Below are 15,203 nucleotides of genomic sequence, written 5' to 3' on the forward strand. Positions count from 1 at the left end.
ACATTCGCGCCGTCCACGAGGCCATAAGGGCTGCTCACAGGCAATCCGGGCACTTCAGAGGCCCGGAAGGCAGGAGACCGCACCGCACCATGACGGAACGACCCGCGCAGCGCACCCCCAACCGACAACTCGCCGCGCTCATCGCAGAAGCGGGGTTCTCCAACGCGGGTCTCGCCCGGCGCGTGGACCAGCTCGGCCTCGAACACGGGCTGGACCTCAGATACGACAAGACGTCCGTCACCCGCTGGCTGCGCGGGCAGCAGCCGCGCGGCACCACCCCCGCGCTGATCGCCGAGGTCTTCACCCGGCGCCTCGGCCGCCGGCTCACCGCCCAGGACCTCGGCCTGGACGCCTGCGCGCCGGTGTACGCCGGTCTGGAGTTCGCCGGCACCCCCGAGGAGGCCATCGACATCGTCAGCGGGCTGTGGCGCAAGGACTCCGGCAGCCACGCCGAGCTCCGCAAGATCGCCTTCACCCCGGCCGGGCTGGTCGTGCCCAGCCGCGACTGGCTGATCGGGCGCTCCGACGACAAGGTGGCCCGCGGCGAGCCGACCGCCGTCCGGGTACCGGTCCAGGGCCGCCCGGCCAAGGTGCCGACGGCGGCCGAACCGGGCGGACCCGGGGCGGCGCCGGCCCGGCCGCGCGGCCAGGGCGAGCGCGGCCCCGGCCAGCGGGTCACCGGCGGCGACATCAACGCCCTGCGCTCGGTCGGCGAGCTGTTCCGCGCCCTCGACGACCGCTACGGCGGCGGCCACGCGCGCCAGGCACTGGTGCGCTACCTGGAGCACGAGTGCGAGCCGATGCTGCGGGGCGTCTACGGCGAGCAGACCGGCCGCAGGCTGTTCGCCGCCGCCGCGGACCTCACCCGCCTCGCGGGCTGGACCTCGTACGACATCGCCGCGCACGGCCTCGCCCAGCGCTACTTCGTGCAGGCGCTGCGGCTGTCGCAGGCCGCCGCGGACCGGGCGTACGGCGCCTACGTGCTGATCACCATGAGCCGTCAGGCCGTCTATCTGAGCCACGGGCGGGAGGCGGTGCAGCTGGCCCGGGTGGCCCAGCAGGGCATCGGTGCCGGTGCCTCGCCGACCGTGCAGGCGCTGCTGCACGCCGTCGAGGCGCGCGGCCACGGGGTGCTGGGCGAGGTCCGGGCCTGCACCGCCTCGCTGGTGCGTGCCGAGCGCGCCCTGGAAGCGGCCAAGCCCGGCGACGAGGTGCCGTTCTGGGCGCGGTTCTTCGACGAGGCGCAGCTGGCCGACGAGTTCGGCCACTGCCACCGGGACCTCCAGCAGTTCCGCGCCGCCGCCCAGCACGCCGAGCGCGCCCTCCAGCTGCGTCCCCCGGCCCACGCCCGCAGCCGGCTGTTCTGCCGGGTCGTCCTCGCCTCCGCGCGCCTCGGCCTCGGCGAGCTCGACCAGGCCTGCCAGCTCGCCGCCGAGGCGGCCGGACAGGCGGCTGAGATGCGCTCGGTCCGGGCGGTGGAGTACGTCAGGGAGTTCGAACGGCGGCTGGAGCCCTACAAGGACGCGGCGGCGGTGCGCACCTACCGCGACAAGGTGGCGGCCGCCCTGGGCTGACCGTGCCCACCCGCGCCCGTGGCGGGCGCCCGGGCGACCCGCGGACCGGCTGCGGAGCCCTGCCCGTCGGCTGACCGGAACGCCGGCTGACGGGGTCGTCCGGTTCATCGGAACGCCGGCTGTCCGGGGCGCCGGCTGTCCGGGGCGCCGGCTGTCCGGGGCGCCGGCCGACCGGAACGCCGGCCGACCGGGGCGCCCCCGGTCACCTCGGGCGCCCGGGTCACCTCGGCTGCCCCGGTCACCTCGGCCGTCCGGGGCACCCCGGGTCCTCCGTCCCCGCCTGCCCCGGGGCCCACGCGAGGGCCCGGGGACCATGCGAGAGCCCGGGGCTCCCGGGTAGACCGGCGGCGCCTGTCGTGCCGTGGGCGGGGGCGGACGGTGGGGCCGGCTCGTCCGTGCCCCGGGGCGTCCTTCCCCCGTGTGCTGCCCCGCGGCAGCGTCACGCGGCTTCCGGGGTCGTCCGGACCGGGTCGGCGAGGTGCAGCGAGCCGGCCGTGCCCAGGTCCGCGAGGATCGCCCGGGCCGCCCGGTGCGCGGAGTGCAGGGCGCCCTGGACCGTGCTGGTGTCCCGGTGGTCACCGCACACGTACAGCCCCGCCAGCAGCCGTACCGGGCGCCGCAGGTCGTGCGGGGCGCGCATCGCGGGGACCGCCTCGGCGGTGTGGTGGACGGCCAGCGTCTCCCACCGGTCCGTCGGCACGCCGTACAGCCGGGCCAGGTGGCGGCGGACCGCCGTGTCGATGCCCGGCGGCGGTGTGCCGAGCACCGTGGACGACACCAGCGTGCGGCCCGCGGGGGCGCGGCTCGGGTCGACACCGCTGACCACCGCCGTGTGCGCGACCGGGCCGCCCCGGTCGGCGTCCAGCAGCAGCGCCGCCCCGGTGGCGGGCGGCTCGTCCGTGGTGTGGTGGACGACCGTCACCGGGTGGAACTCCGGCACCCGCAGGCCCGGCAGCAGGTCGGCCGCCGTACGCGCGTCCGTGGCGACCAGCACCGCACCGCAGCGGAACTGCCCGTGCTCGGCGGTGGTGACCCGGTCGGTGGCGACCGACGTGACCCGCACCCCGGTGTGCACGGTGCCCGGCGGCAGGGCCCGCGCGAGCAGCTCCGGCAGCGCCTCGGCACCGCCCTCCGGCAGACACAGCCGGCCGGTGGCGAACGCCCGCAGCGCCAGGTCCGCGCACCGGCTGGACGTGGTCAGGTCCGGGTCGCACAGCAGGGCGGCGAGCAGCGGGCGCAGGAACCCGTCGACGGTCCGCGCGGGCAGTCCCCGGCCGGCGAGGGCCTGTCCGGCCGGGGACTCCGGACGGGCCAGCAGCCGTTCCACGGGCATGGCGCCGAGCCGCGCCAGCGCGGCGCCCAGCCGGGCCTGGTCCACGGCCGTGCCCAGCGGGGCGCCCGGCCGGACCCGCGGCGGCGGCACCGGCCCGGCGCCGGTCCCCCGGAGGGCGGGCGGTCCCACCCTCGCACCGGCCGGGCGGGACCTGGCCGGTGCGGAGGGCAGCGGCAGTCCCGACGGCCGGCCCGCCCCGGCAGACCAGGCGGGCGCGACCGCCCGCACCGCTCCCGGCGCCCCGGCCGTCCGGGCCGCCCCCGAGCCCCAGGCGCGCCCCGGCACCCGGGGCGAACTCGCCAGGGCACGCACCACGTGCAGTGCGCCCCGTGCGCCCCCCACTCCGGTCCGCGCGCCCGCGCGGTGGTGCCGGCCGCCGCTGTGCAGCAGGACGCCGGGGGCGAACGGGCGCAGGACCAGGGCGTCGAGGCCCGGCATCCGGCCCAGTTCGGGGTACGCGGTGGACAGCAGCTGTCCGATCCGGTCGAGCCGGAAGCCGTCGATCTTCTCGGTCGACATGCGGCCGCCCACCCAGGGGGCGGCCTCCAGGACCACGGTCCTCACACCTGCGCTGGTCAGCCGGTGGGCGGCCGAGAGTCCGGCGACCCCGGCTCCCACCACGACGACGTCTGCCTGGTACGCGGGCTCTAGCACGTGCCCCTCCTCGCGGTTGCGCGGCCGGTGGAGACGTCATGCCCCCAACTGGCTTCCCGGATACCCGAGTTCGGGTCGAGGGTAGGGCTGCGAACGGTCAGGAACAGTCGCGCATGAGCAGAGCACGGTCGCACGACGGTCGCATATGGACCGAGGGGGCGTCACGTGACCGCACGGGGCGCTCTCACGCGGCCCGCAGCGCGTCCTCGATCCCCGGGAACGCGAACGTGAAACCCGACTCCAGCAGCCGCCGCGGTACCACCCGCGCACTGCCCAGCACGTCCCCCGCCATCTCGCCCAGCGCCGTCCGCAGCACCGGCGCGGGCACCGCGAACACCGTCGGCCGCCGCAGCACGCGCCCCATCGCCTCGGTGATCTCACGGTTCGTCAGGGGCTCGGGCGCGGTCAGGTTGAACGGCCCCGACAGGTCGTCACGGTCCAGCAGGTGCCGGACAGCCGCCACCTCGTCGTGCAGCGCGATGTACGACCAGTACTGCCGCCCGTCGCCCAACCGCCCGCCCAGACCGGCCCGGAACAGCGGGAACAGCCTGCCCCAGGCCCCGCCGTCCCGGGACACGACCAGCCCGGTGCGGGTGAACACCGTCCGCACCCCCGCCGCCTCGGCCGGCGCCGCCTCGCCCTCCCACTCCACGCACAGCTCGGGCAGGAACCCCGACCCGGCCGGCGCGCTCTCGTCGGTCACCCGGTCGCCGGTCTCGCCGTAGAAGCCGATCGCGCTGCCGTTCACCCACACCCGCGGACCGTCGTCCAGCCCGGCCAGGGCCCGCGCCAGGGTCCGGGTGCCCAGCACCCGGCTGTCGCGGATCAGCCGCTTGCGGTCGTCCGTCCAGCGCCGGTCGCCCACACCCGCGCCGGCGAGGTTGACCACCGCGTCGCACCCGGCGAGCCCGGCCGTGTCCACGTACTCCCGCTCCGGGTCCCACCGCACCTCGTCCGCGTCCCGGGGCGCCCGGCGCACCAGGCGCACCACCTCGTGCCCGTCGGCGGTCAGGGACCGCACCAGGGCGCTGCCGATCAGGCCGGAGGCACCGGCCACCGCAATACGTCGCATGCGTCCATCCTGCTGTGCGCACCCGGGAAACACGTGTCTGATCGCGTGAGCGCCGCCGTAGGGTGACCCACATGTCCCAGGAACTTCGCATACGGACCGCCCGTGCCGAGGACGACGCGGAGCTGGCCGCCCTCGACCACCGCACCTGGTCCACCCTGCACGCGGTGATGCCCGAGCCGGAGCCGCCCCTCCCGCCCTTCTTCGGCGAACGGCACGCCGTGGAGGACTGCCTGGTCGCCGAGGTGGCCGGCCGCCCCGTCGGCTACCTCCGGCTCGGCGCCCCCACCCCGCTCGCCGCCAACGCCCACGTCCTGCAGATCCAGGGACTCGTCGTCGACGACGACGCGCGCGGCCGGGGCGTGGGACGCGCGCTGATCCGCGCGGCCCTGGCCGAGGCCCGCCGGCGCGGCGCCCGCCGTCTCACCCTGCGCGTCCTCGGCCACAACACCCCCGCGCGCAGGCTCTACGAGTCCGAGGGGTTCGCGGTGGAGGGCGTCCTGCCGGAGGAGTTCCTGCTGGCGGGCGAGTACGTCGACGACGTGTTCATGGGGCAGCGGCTGTGAGCCCGGCCCGTCAGGAGCTGATCAGCTCGCCCGTGTCCACCGGGGCCGTCGAGTCCGCCGCGCGCCGCGCGTCCTCGGCGACCTCGGCGGCCGTCAGGACGTAGCCCGTCTCCGCGTCCGAGGTGGAGCGGGCGAACACCACCCCGTACACCCGGCCCTCGGTGGTCAGCAGCGGGCCGCCGGAGTTGCCGGGGCGGACCGTGGAACGGACCGAGTAGATCTCCCGGGCCACGGCCTCGTCGTTGTAGATGTTGCGCCCGGTCGCCTTCACCCGGCCCGCCACCGTCGCCGCCTGCAGATCGAGACCGCCGTCCTGCGGGTAGCCGGCCACCACCGCCCGGTCCCCGCGCGCGGCCGACGGCTCGAAGGAGAGCACGGGGGCGCGCAGCCGCGGCACGTACAGCACGGCGACGTCCTTGGCGGGGTCGAACAGCACCACACGCGCCGGGTACGACCGGCCGACGCCCCCCACCCGCACCGACGGCTCGTCGATGCCAGCCACCACGTGCGCGTTCGTCATCACGTGCTCGGGCGCGTACACGAACCCGCTGCCCTCCCGGCCCTGGTCGCCCGCCACCCCCTCGATCTTCACCGTGCTCAGCCGGGCCGCGTCCGTCGCGGCCGCCGTGACGCTGTCCCCGGACGGACGGGCCACCTCGGCCGTCGACTCGTGCTCGAACGGGTTGAAGACCTGCGGGAACCCCGCCTCGGTGAGCGCGGTGGTGGCCCGCGCGAACCAGGCCGGGGTGGTGTCCGGCATCGTCTCCTGCACGGCTCCCAGCAGCCGGGAGTCCCGGATCGCCGAGGTCACCGAGGGCGACGACGACGCGCCCAGCACGCTCGCCGCCACCCACGCCACGATCAGCACCGCCGCCCCGTGGGCCACCGCCCCGCCGATCCCGTCGGCCACCCGCAGCGGACCCGCGTCCAGTTCGCGCCGCAGCCGCGCCGCCAGCCGGCCCGCCAGCTCGTGCCCCACGGCCGCCGGCAGCAGCACCGTACACACCGCGGTCACCGTCGCCGCCGTGGTCCCCGGCGTCACCAGGCCCATCACCCAGGGGAGCACCCACACGCCGAAGGCCGCGCCGCCGACGAAGCCGGCCAGCGAGACACAGCCGGCCGTCAGCCCGCGGCGGTAGCCGGAGCCGGCGTAGGCCGACACGACGAGCACCAGCAGGATGTCCAGGAGGTTCACGGAGCCGCCTTTCTCTCGGACCCCTGAGTACGTGGGGGGAGGGCCCTGTGATCAGCCAGCCACACGAGCGTGGGCCCGCGCGCCGTGCACGCGCGCGTGCAACCCGGAAAACGTCGTGGAACGGGACGATGGTTCCACCGGGTGGCACAGCACACATCGCGGACGGACCGGAACGCCCCGAGAGTGGGACCATGCGGACAGGGCTGCGCGGACGGCTGGGGGCGATGCGGTCACGGGCGGGCGGACCGACCCGAAGGCCGGCCCTGGTGGTGCTCGGCGGCCTGCCCGCGCTCGCCGCCGTCGCCGTCCTCGCGATGTGCGCCCAGGGCGACGCCCCGACGGCCCGGTCCACCGACGGCACCCGGCCGCCCACCGACCGCTCCCGCCCCGCCCACACCGCGCCCCGGCCGCCCATCGTGCCCCGCTCCGCCTGGCTCGACCCCCTCACCCGGCGCGCCCAGCCACCCCCGCGCTACGACGACGAGGTGGTCGCCGTCTTCATCCACCACACCGACTCGCCCAACGGCTACGACTGCGCCGACGCGCCCCGCATCATCCGTTCCCTCTACGCCGGGCAGACCGGCGCCCGCGACTGGGACGACATCGGCTACAACTTCGTCGTGGACCGCTGCGGCACCGTCTACGAGGGCCGCGCCGGCGGCGTCGACCGACCCGTCACCGGCGCCCACACCCAGGGCTTCAACCACCGCACCACGGGCATCGCGGCCCTGGGCACCTTCACCGCGGGCGTCCCCGTCCCCCGGGCGATGACCGACGCCATAGCCGCCGTCGTCGCCTGGAAGCTCGGCCTGTCCGACATCGACCCCCGCGTCACCGTTCCCCTCACCTCCAGCAACAGCCGCAGCCGCTACGCCGCCGGCACGACCGTCCGGCTGCCCGCCGTGGCCGGCCACGACGACGGATACATGACGAGCTGCCCCGGCGCCGCCCTGTCCGCGCACCTGCCCGGCATCCGCGGGGAGGCCGCCCGCCTACAGGGCCGTCCCCTCACAGTGACGCCCCAGCCGCCGCCCAGGGCCCGCCCAGCCCCCCGCCCTACCGTCGTGCCGACAGGAGCCGACGAAGGGCGGGGAGATGGCGGACACGCGTGACACCCGGCGCACCGAGACCGGGCGCACCCAGCACACAGACCACATCGGCCGCATCGGCCGCATCGGCCACATCGGCCGCATCGGCCGCATCGGGTGTGCCGAACGCGCCCGGAGCGGTCCCGGGGGCCGTGCGGGCCGCGGACGCCGGCACGTCAGGAGCCCCCGGCGGCCCTGGGCGGTACTGGCCGCGGCCGCCGCGGTCACCGCCGTGGTCCTCGGACCGGCCGCCGCCACCGCGTCCGCGCTGGAGCACCCCGACGGGGCGCCGCCGCGCCACCTCGTACGGGCCGAGCAGCCGCCGGCTTACCTTCCGTCGGACACGGGCCGCCGCCGCACCCCGGCCGGGTGACCGGACCGGTCCTACGCGCGGAAGCGGTCCCACAGCTTCGGGTACCGCTCGGCGAGCGCCCGCTCGTTCTCGAAGTCGAGGGGGGTACCCTCCGGTTCGGCGGCCGCCGGGGAGATCCCGAGGTCGGGGGCGACGGTGCCGGTGAGCTGCTCGTAGGCCTCGTCGGCCGCGTACCCCAGTTCCTCGCCGTCGCCGTCGATCTCCTCGTCGAAGTCGTCCAGCAGGTCGGCGAGCGAGTCCGGGTCGTGCAGGGCCCCCTCGAAGACGTCCCGGCCCTGCCCGATCAGCCAGCACCGGAAGAAGTCGAAGGCGTCGTCGCTCGCGCCGTCCAGCAGCACCCAGGCGGCACCCCACACATCCCAGTGGTAGGCGCGGTTGTAGCGGGCCTCGAAGTGACGGGCGAAGTCCAGCACGGCGTCCGGGTCCAGTTCCAGCAGCCGGGACACCAGTACGTCGGCCTGTTCCTCCGGGTCGCCCTCGGCGGCCTCGCGGGAGGAGTCCACCAGCTCCCAGAACTCGGTCTCGTCCATCACGGGTTCCAGCATCGTGCCTCGGGCGGTGCCACGCACCCGGAGTTCGCGGATTTCCCCGACCGGGACTCCGCGGATTTCCCCGACCGGGACTCGGCGGATTACCCCGACCGGGACTCCGCGGATCTCCGCGACCGAGAAAGGCGGCCGCCACGGCCGCGCCGCTCACCCGAGGCCGTACAGCCGCGCCAGCCGGGCCGCGTCGTCGCGCAGCCGGCGGCGCAGCGACGCGGGGGAGAGCACCTCCGCCTCCGGGCCGAGGGCGGTCAGCTGTGTATGGGCGACCTCCTCCGACTCCACCGGCAGGGTCACCGTCAGCCGCCCCTCGCCGTCCGGGTCCGAGGCGCCGGCCAGCGCCTCGCGGGCGGCGAGCGGATCGACGACGTGCGGCAGCCTGCGCGCCCCCTCCGGGGAGAGCCGCACCACTACCTCGGTACGCAGCAGCGACCGCGCGAACCGTTCCGCCTGCGCCGCCCAGAAGCCGGCCAGGTCGAAGTCCGGGTCCCGCGTGAACCGCTCCTCGCGCGGCTCCACGTCGGTGAACCGCTCGATCCGGTACGTCCGCCAGGGCACCCCGTCGCCGCCGGGCACCCGCGCGCACAGGTACCAGACCCCCGCCTTCAGCACGAGCCCGTACGGCTCCAGCTCCCGCTCGACGGTCTCGTCCCCGCGCCGGTAGCGCGCGCCGACCCGCCGGTCCGCCCAGACCGCCTCGGCGACCGCCGGCAGCAGCTCCGGCGGCTCCGGCTCCCGGAACCAGGCCGGCGCGTCCAGGTGGAACCGCCGGGCGGCGCTGTCCGGCGCGTCCCGCAGCGACGGCAGCAGCGCCGCCGACACCTTCAGCCGGGCCGCCGAGGCCGTGTCCGCCAGCCCCATCTCCCGCAGCGCCCCCGGCACCCCGGACAGGAACAGCGCCTCCGCCTCACCGCGCGCCAGACCCGTCAGCCGGGTCCGGTATCCACCGACCAGCCGGTAGCCCCCGGCCCGCCCCCGGTCGGCGTAGACCGGCACGCCCGCCTCCGACAGCGCCTGCGCGTCCCGGGTCACGGTCCGCTCGGACACCTCCAGCTCCCGGGCCAGTTCGGCCGCCGTCATGACGGGCCGGGACTGCAGCAGAAGCACCATCCTGATGAGCCGGGCCGCACGCATGTCCGTCATTGTGCCGCGTGGGTCACCCGACTGGCGGTACGCACCCTGTGGCGCACCGCGCACCGCTGTTAACGTCGAACGGCATTCGAGGTTTCACGGTTCAGCGGTTCCATCGGGACGTCCCTGAACGAGGACACGCACATGGCGAATATGGCGCAACAACCGGCGGACCACCCGGCCGGTCAACCCCGCGAACAGTGGTCCACCCGCACCGGCTTCCTGCTGGCGGCCATCGGTTCCGCCGTCGGCCTCGGCAACATCTGGCGCTTTCCGGCCGTCGCCTACGAGAACGGCGGCGGGGCCTTCCTGGTGCCCTATCTGATCGCCCTGCTCACGGCCGGCATCCCCCTGCTGATCATGGAGTACACGATCGGGCGCAGATACCGGACCTCGCCCCCGGCCGCGCTCCGGCAGATGGCCCGCCCGGCGGAGGTGCTCGGCTGGTGGCAGGTGGCCATCTGCTTCGTCATCGCCACCTACTACGCAGTGATCATCGCCTGGGCGGTCCGCTACGTCGGTTTCGCCGCCGACCAGGCCTGGGGCGACGACCCGGAGGGCTTCCTCTTCGGCACCTTCCTGGAGGCGGCCGACGAGCCCGGGTTCGTCTCCGGGTACGTCTCCGGCGTGATGTGGCCGCTCATCGCCGTCTGGATCGTGGTGCTGGTCATCCTGGCGTTCGGCATCCGGCGCGGCATCGAGAAGGCCAACAAGCTCTTCATCCCCCTGCTGGTCGTCTTCTTCGGCGCCCTGGTGATCCGGGCCGTCACCCTGGACGGGGCGGCCCAGGGGCTGAACGCCCTGTTCAGCCCCGACTGGTCCGAACTGAGCAACGGCAGCGTGTGGGTGGCCGCCTACGGCCAGATCTTCTTCTCGCTGTCGATCGGCTTCGGCATCATGGTCACCTACGCCTCCTACCTGCGCCGGCGCGCGGACCTCACCGGCTCCGCCCTGGTCGCCGGGTTCGCCAACAGCTCCTTCGAGATCCTCGCCGGCATCGGGGTGTTCGCCGCGCTGGGCTTCACGGCGCAAAGCGCGGGCGTGCCGGTCGACGAGGTGGCCACCGCGGGCCTGGGACTGGCCTTCGTCGCCTTCCCGACGATCATCTCCGAGATGTGGGCGGGCGGGCTGTTCGGCGTCGTCTTCTTCGTGTCGCTGGTGATCGCGGGACTGTCCTCGCTGATCTCCATCGTGCAGGTGGTCGTCTCCGCCGTGCAGGACCGCACCGGGATGCACCGCATCCCCGCCGTGTTCGGCGTCGGCGGCGCGGTGGCGATCGTGTCGATCCTGCTGTTCCCGACCGACGAGGGCGTCTACTTCCTCGACGCCTCCGACCACTTCATCAACCAGTACGGCATCGCCCTGGCCGCGCTCGTCGGCGTCGTCGTGGTCGCCTGGGTGCTGCGCAAGCTGCCCGAGCTGCAGCGGGACGCCGACGCCACCTCCGCCGTGCGGCTCGGCCACTGGTGGCGGATCTGCCTGGGGCTGATCACCCCCCTGGTCCTCGGCTGGATGATGATCGACAGCCTGCGCAAGGAGTTCGACGAGAACTACGCCGGCTACTCCACCGACTTCCTGCTGGCGGTGGGGTGGAGCGTGGCGATCGGCGCGCTGCTGGTCGGCGTGGTGCTCTCCCTGATCCCGTGGAAGGCGGCCGGCGGCGGGCTGATCGACCTCGACATGGAGACCGCCGAGGAGTACGAGTCCCACCACCACAAGGACGACCCGGGTGGAAAGGAGGACCGCTGATGACCGGCGGCGCCATCGCGATGATGATCATCGCCATGCTCATCGTCTGGGGCGGCCTGCTGGCGGCCATCGTCCAGCTCCGCCGCCATCCGGACCCCGGCCCCGAGCCGGACGAGACGGGGATCCCGCGCGCGGAGGGCTGAGCGGCACCGGCCACCGACGACACGACGGCCGGACCGGCGGTGCCGGTCCGGCCGTCGTGCGGAGACGTCCTACAGGCCGTACTTCTCGCGGGCTTCCTTCACCGCCGCGGCCTGGACCTCGCCGCGCCTCGCGAGCTGGGCGAGGGCCCCGACGACGATCGACTCGGCGTCGACACCGAAGTGGCGGCGGGCGGCGTCCCGGGTGTCCGACAGGCCGAAGCCGTCGGCGCCCAGCGAGGACCAGTCCTGCTCCACCCACTGCGCGATCTGGTCCGGCACCTGGCGCATGTAGTCGGAGACCGCGAGGACCGGGCCCTCGGCGCCCTGCAGCGCCTGCCGGACGTACGGCACCCGCTCCTCGCCGCGCAGCAGCGCCGCGTCCGACTCCAGCGCGTCGCGCCGCAGCTCGGTCCAGGAGGTCGCGGACCACACGTCGGCGGCCACGCCCCACTCCTCGGCGAGCAGCCGCTGCGCCTTCAGCGCCCAGTGGATCGCCGTGCCCGAGCCCAGCAGCTGGATGCGCGGCGCGTTGGCCGCCGGGGACAGGCCCGCCGACTCCGCCGTGTTGAAGCGGTACAGGCCCTTGACGATGCCCTCGTCGACGCCGGCCGCCTGCGGCTTCGCGGGCTGCGGCAGCGGCTCGTTGTAGACGGTGAGGTAGTAGAAGACGTCCTGGTCCTCACCCGGCCGGGCCTCGCCGTACATCCGGCGCAGACCCTCTCGGACGATCACGGCGATCTCGTACGCGAACGCCGGGTCGTACGTCAGCGCCGCCGGGTTGGTCGCGGCGATGACGGGGGAGTGGCCGTCGGCGTGCTGGAGGCCCTCGCCGGTCAGCGTGGTGCGGCCGGCCGTCGCGCCGATGAGGAAGCCGCGGCCGAGCTGGTCGCCGAGCTGCCACATCTGGTCGGCCGTGCGCTGCCAGCCGAACATCGAGTAGAAGATGTAGAACGGGATCATCGCCTCGCCGTGTGTCGCGTACGACGTCGCGGCGGCGATGAAGTCGGCCATCGAACCGGCCTCGGTGATCCCCTCGTTGAGGATCTGGCCGTTCTGGGCCTCCTTGTAGTACATCAGCTGGTCGCGGTCGACCGGCTCGTACGTCTGGCCCTTGGGCGAGTAGATCCCGAGGGAGGGGAACAGCGACTCCATGCCGAAGGTGCGCGCCTCGTCGGGGACGATCGGCACCCAGCGCCTGCCGGTCTCCTTGTCGCGGACCAGGTCCTTGACCAGGCGGACGAAGGCCATGGTGGTGGCGACGTTCTGCGAGCCGGAGCCCTTGTCGAAGGAGGCGAACGCCTTCTCGGCCGGAGCCGGCAGCGGCGCGACCGGGTGGACGCGGCGCGCCGGGGCCGGACCGCCGAGGGCGGCGCGGCGCTCCTGGAGGTAGCGGACCTCGGGAGCGTCGGCGCCCGGGTGGCCGTAGGGGACCTGGCCGTCGGCGAAGGCGCTGTCCGCGATGGGCAGCTCCAGCAGGTCGCGCATCGCCTTGAACTCGTCCACCGTCAGCTTCTTCATCTGGTGGTTGGCGTTCTTCGACGCGAAGCCCTCGCCGAGGGTGTGGCCCTTGACGGTCTGGGCGAGGATCACGGTCGGCGCGCCCTTGCACTCCAGCGCGGCCCGGTAGGCGGCGTAGACCTTGCGGGCCTCGTGGCCGCCGCGGGAGAGGTGGAAGCACTCCAGGATCTTGTCGTCGCTCAGCAGCTTGGCCATCTCGGCGAGCTGCGGGTCCTTGCCGAAGAAGTCCTGGCGGATGTAGGCGGCGTCCCGGGTCTGGTACGTCTGCACCTGCGCGTCGGGTACCTCGCGCAGTCGGCGTACCAGAGCGCCCGTGGTGTCGAGCTGGAACAGCTCGTCCCAGGCCGTGCCCCACAGGGTCTTGACGACGTTCCAGCCGGCGCCGCGGAACTGGGCCTCCAGCTCCTGCACGATCTTGAAGTTGGCGCGGACCGGGCCGTCGAGGCGCTGCAGGTTGCAGTTGATGACGAAGGTCAGGTTGTCCAGACCCTCGCGGGCGGCGAGCGCGAGCGCCGCCGTCGACTCGGGCTCGTCCATCTCGCCGTCACCGAGGAACGCCCACACGTGCGAGGCGGAGACGTCCTTGATGCCGCGGTTGGTGAGGTACCGGTTGAAGCGCGCCTGGTAGATGGCGGAGAGCGGGCCGAGGCCCATCGACACCGTCGGGAACTCCCACAGCCAGGGCAGGCGGCGCGGGTGCGGGTACGACGGCAGGCCCTCGCCGCCGGCCTCCTGGCGGAAGTTGTCCAGGTGCCGCTCGGTGAGCCGGCCGTCCAGGAAGGCGCGGGCGTAGATGCCGGGGGAGGCGTGGCCCTGGATGTACAGCTGGTCGCCGGAGCCGGCGGCGTCGCCGGACTCCTTGCCGCGGAAGAAGTGGTTGAAGCCGGTCTCGTACAGCCAGGCCGCCGAGGCGAAGGTGGCGATGTGGCCGCCGACACCGTGCTTGGAGCCGCGGGTCACCATGGCCGCCGCGTTCCAGCGGTTCCAGGCGGTGATCCGGCGTTCCATCTCCTCGTCACCGGGAACGGCGGGTTCCGCGGCGGTGGGGATGGTGTTGACGTAGTCCGTCTCCAGGAGCTTGGGCAGCGCGATGCCGGTGCCCTCCGCGCGCTCCAGCGTGCGGCGCATCAGGTACGCGGCACGGTGCGGGCCGGCCGCCTTGGCGACCGCGTCCAGCGAGGCCTGCCATTCGGCGGTCTCCTCCGGGTCCCGGTCGGGGAGCTGGTCGAGCTCGCTCGGCTGGATGGCGTTGGGGTCGGTCATGTCGCCGCCTTCCTCAGTCGAAGGGGGTTCCCTCATCGGTAAGGGTTCGGGGTGCCCTTGGTCTTTGGCAGGACAGGGCTGGGGCTTGGGTGGCAAGCCCGTCGGCGACTGTAACTCCCTGATCGATGATCGATCAAAGGGTTGACGAAGAAAACCTCTCGATCTCGAGAAAGTAGGCACGCGGTGCCTCCGGGAGTGGCACCGGGTGACGTCATTCCGCCTTGTTTTCGCAGGTGGGGCGGCGTTTGAGCGGGCGGCTGCTCTGGTGTTCGGATGCTGCCGGGACGGTTTCGCGGGGGCCTCGCGGGGACGGTCTCACTCGCTCCCGTGGCGCGGGGCGCAGCCCAGGACGTGGGACTTGACCAGGTCGGCGATCCTCGGGTCGCGTCGGCGGAACGCCTGGACCAGCTCCTCGTGCTCCTCGGCGTACGACTGCTGCACCGTGCCCAGCCAGCGGATCGACAGCGCGGTGAACACCTCGATGCCCAGCCCCTCCCAGGTGTGCAGCAGCACCGAGTTCGCGGCCGCCCGGACCATCTCGCGGTGGAAGGCCACCGTGTGCCGCACCTGCGCCGTACCGTCCGACCTGCGGTCCGCCTCGTACAGCGCCGCGACATGGGACTCCAGCGCCGAGCAGTCCGCCGCCAGCCGCTCCGCCGCCAGCTCGGCCGCGATGGCCTCCAGGCCGGCCCGGACCGGGTAGCTCTCCTCCAGGTCCGCCGCGGTCAGGTTCCGCACCCGCACGCCCTTGTTCGGCGCCGACTCGATCAGGCGCAGCGACTCCAGCTCGCGCAGCGCCTCCCGGACCGGTGTCTGGCTGACCTCCAGCTCGGAGGCGATCCGGCGCTCCACGATCCGCTCGCCCGGCTTCCAGCGCCCGCTCACGATCCCCTCCACGATGTGCTCGCGGATCTGCTCGCGCAGCGAGTGGATGACGGGCGCGGTCATGAGGGCTCCTCAGGGAAGGGCCCAGCGGCCCCTAGGGCGTTCGACGTAAAGACA

13 protein-coding genes are annotated in these 15,203 nt (G+C 74.2%); 6 read left to right on the forward strand and 7 right to left on the reverse strand.

The window, feature by feature from the left end; all coding sequences use genetic code 11:
* Nucleotides 1-89: 89 nt before the first annotated feature.
* Nucleotides 90-1,574: a regulator gene (locus tag ACSLTV_RS05245; RefSeq protein ID WP_432135650.1), complete on the forward strand. Its 1,485-nt coding sequence runs from the start codon at nt 90-92 to the stop codon at nt 1,572-1,574.
* Nucleotides 1,575-2,013: 439 nt separating this feature from the next.
* On the opposite strand, the gene ACSLTV_RS05250 is transcribed toward ACSLTV_RS05245, so the two are convergent.
* Both ACSLTV_RS05250 and ACSLTV_RS05255 read right to left on the reverse strand, forming a co-directional pair.
* Nucleotides 2,014-3,561 (reverse strand): NAD(P)/FAD-dependent oxidoreductase, encoded by a 1,548-nt coding sequence (locus ACSLTV_RS05250; protein WP_435611700.1) that lies wholly within the window; start codon nt 3,559-3,561, stop codon nt 2,014-2,016.
* Nucleotides 3,562-3,745: 184 nt separating this feature from the next.
* The gene (locus ACSLTV_RS05255; RefSeq protein ID WP_432135648.1) at nt 3,746-4,633 is read right to left on the reverse strand and encodes a TIGR01777 family oxidoreductase; all 888 of its coding nucleotides are present in this window, start codon (nt 4,631-4,633) and stop codon (nt 3,746-3,748) included.
* Between the two features lie 71 nt (nt 4,634-4,704).
* On the opposite strand from ACSLTV_RS05255, the gene ACSLTV_RS05260 reads away from it, so the two are divergent.
* Entirely contained in the window at nt 4,705-5,196 is a 492-nt protein-coding gene (locus ACSLTV_RS05260) for an N-acetyltransferase family protein (RefSeq protein WP_432135647.1), read from the forward strand.
* A 10-nt stretch (nt 5,197-5,206) separates the two neighbouring features.
* On the opposite strand, the gene ACSLTV_RS05265 is transcribed toward ACSLTV_RS05260, so the two are convergent.
* Complete coding sequence (locus tag ACSLTV_RS05265) at nt 5,207-6,391, reverse strand: MarP family serine protease (RefSeq protein ID WP_432135646.1); 1,185 nt, start codon at nt 6,389-6,391, stop codon at nt 5,207-5,209.
* 191 nt (nt 6,392-6,582) lie between these two features.
* On the opposite strand from ACSLTV_RS05265, the gene ACSLTV_RS05270 reads away from it, so the two are divergent.
* Together ACSLTV_RS05270 and ACSLTV_RS05275 are read left to right on the forward strand one after the other, a co-directional pair.
* Entirely contained in the window at nt 6,583-7,503 is a 921-nt protein-coding gene (locus tag ACSLTV_RS05270; protein WP_435611701.1) for a peptidoglycan recognition protein family protein, read from the forward strand.
* Nucleotides 7,487-7,852, forward strand: a complete 366-nt coding sequence (locus ACSLTV_RS05275) for a hypothetical protein (protein ID WP_435611702.1) — start codon at nt 7,487-7,489, stop codon at nt 7,850-7,852. The genes ACSLTV_RS05270 and ACSLTV_RS05275 overlap by 17 nt, the downstream gene beginning before the upstream one ends.
* Before the next feature lie 11 nt (nt 7,853-7,863).
* Here ACSLTV_RS05275 and ACSLTV_RS05280 read toward each other — a convergent pair whose 3' ends face one another.
* Together ACSLTV_RS05280 and ACSLTV_RS05285 are read right to left on the reverse strand one after the other, a co-directional pair.
* Nucleotides 7,864-8,382, reverse strand: coding sequence for a DUF4240 domain-containing protein (locus tag ACSLTV_RS05280; protein ID WP_432135735.1), 519 nt, complete (start codon nt 8,380-8,382; stop codon nt 7,864-7,866).
* Between the two features lie 165 nt (nt 8,383-8,547).
* Nucleotides 8,548-9,531 (reverse strand): helix-turn-helix transcriptional regulator, encoded by a 984-nt coding sequence (locus ACSLTV_RS05285; protein WP_435611703.1) that lies wholly within the window; start codon nt 9,529-9,531, stop codon nt 8,548-8,550.
* Nucleotides 9,532-9,672: 141 nt separating this feature from the next.
* Here ACSLTV_RS05285 and ACSLTV_RS05290 point away from each other — a divergent pair, with 141 nt between their 5' ends.
* Nucleotides 9,673-11,277 carry a sodium-dependent transporter gene (locus tag ACSLTV_RS05290; protein ID WP_432135642.1) on the forward strand — a complete coding sequence of 535 codons (1,605 nt, stop codon included), beginning with the start codon at nt 9,673-9,675 and terminating at the stop codon, nt 11,275-11,277.
* Nucleotides 11,277-11,420: a methionine/alanine import family NSS transporter small subunit gene (locus tag ACSLTV_RS05295; RefSeq protein WP_432135641.1), complete on the forward strand. Its 144-nt coding sequence runs from the start codon at nt 11,277-11,279 to the stop codon at nt 11,418-11,420. Before ACSLTV_RS05290 ends, ACSLTV_RS05295 begins: the two co-directional genes overlap by 1 nt.
* 69 nt (nt 11,421-11,489) lie before the next feature.
* Here ACSLTV_RS05295 and aceE read toward each other — a convergent pair whose 3' ends face one another.
* Together aceE and ACSLTV_RS05305 are read right to left on the reverse strand one after the other, a co-directional pair.
* Complete coding sequence (gene aceE, locus ACSLTV_RS05300) at nt 11,490-14,201, reverse strand: pyruvate dehydrogenase (acetyl-transferring), homodimeric type (protein ID WP_435611704.1); 2,712 nt, start codon at nt 14,199-14,201, stop codon at nt 11,490-11,492.
* Between the two features lie 315 nt (nt 14,202-14,516).
* Nucleotides 14,517-15,149 carry a GntR family transcriptional regulator gene (locus ACSLTV_RS05305; protein ID WP_432135639.1) on the reverse strand — a complete coding sequence of 211 codons (633 nt, stop codon included), beginning with the start codon at nt 15,147-15,149 and terminating at the stop codon, nt 14,517-14,519.
* Between the last annotated feature and the right edge of the window lie 54 nt (nt 15,150-15,203).

It is taken from the genome of Streptomyces sp. bgisy159, assembly GCF_965341775.1.
GTDB lineage: Bacteria > Actinomycetota > Actinomycetes > Streptomycetales > Streptomycetaceae > Streptomyces.

What these genes read in the sequence shown, in the direction of transcription:
- ACSLTV_RS05245 (WP_432135650.1), top strand. Translation starts at nt 90, where the DNA reads ATGACGGAACGACCCGCGCAGCGCACCCCCAACCGACAACTCGCCGCG.
- ACSLTV_RS05255 (WP_432135648.1), bottom strand. Translation starts at nt 4,633, where the DNA reads ATGCGACGTATTGCGGTGGCCGGTGCCTCCGGCCTGATCGGCAGCGCC.
- ACSLTV_RS05260 (WP_432135647.1), top strand. Translation starts at nt 4,705, where the DNA reads ATGTCCCAGGAACTTCGCATACGGACCGCCCGTGCCGAGGACGACGCG.
- ACSLTV_RS05270 (WP_435611701.1), top strand. Translation starts at nt 6,583, where the DNA reads ATGCGGACAGGGCTGCGCGGACGGCTGGGGGCGATGCGGTCACGGGCG.
- ACSLTV_RS05275 (WP_435611702.1), top strand. Translation starts at nt 7,487, where the DNA reads ATGGCGGACACGCGTGACACCCGGCGCACCGAGACCGGGCGCACCCAG.
- ACSLTV_RS05280 (WP_432135735.1), bottom strand. Translation starts at nt 8,382, where the DNA reads ATGGACGAGACCGAGTTCTGGGAGCTGGTGGACTCCTCCCGCGAGGCC.
- ACSLTV_RS05285 (WP_435611703.1), bottom strand. Translation starts at nt 9,531, where the DNA reads ATGCGTGCGGCCCGGCTCATCAGGATGGTGCTTCTGCTGCAGTCCCGG.
- ACSLTV_RS05290 (WP_432135642.1), top strand. Translation starts at nt 9,673, where the DNA reads ATGGCGAATATGGCGCAACAACCGGCGGACCACCCGGCCGGTCAACCC.
- ACSLTV_RS05295 (WP_432135641.1), top strand. Translation starts at nt 11,277, where the DNA reads ATGACCGGCGGCGCCATCGCGATGATGATCATCGCCATGCTCATCGTC.
- aceE (WP_435611704.1), bottom strand. Translation starts at nt 14,201, where the DNA reads ATGACCGACCCCAACGCCATCCAGCCGAGCGAGCTCGACCAGCTCCCC.
- ACSLTV_RS05305 (WP_432135639.1), bottom strand. Translation starts at nt 15,149, where the DNA reads ATGACCGCGCCCGTCATCCACTCGCTGCGCGAGCAGATCCGCGAGCAC.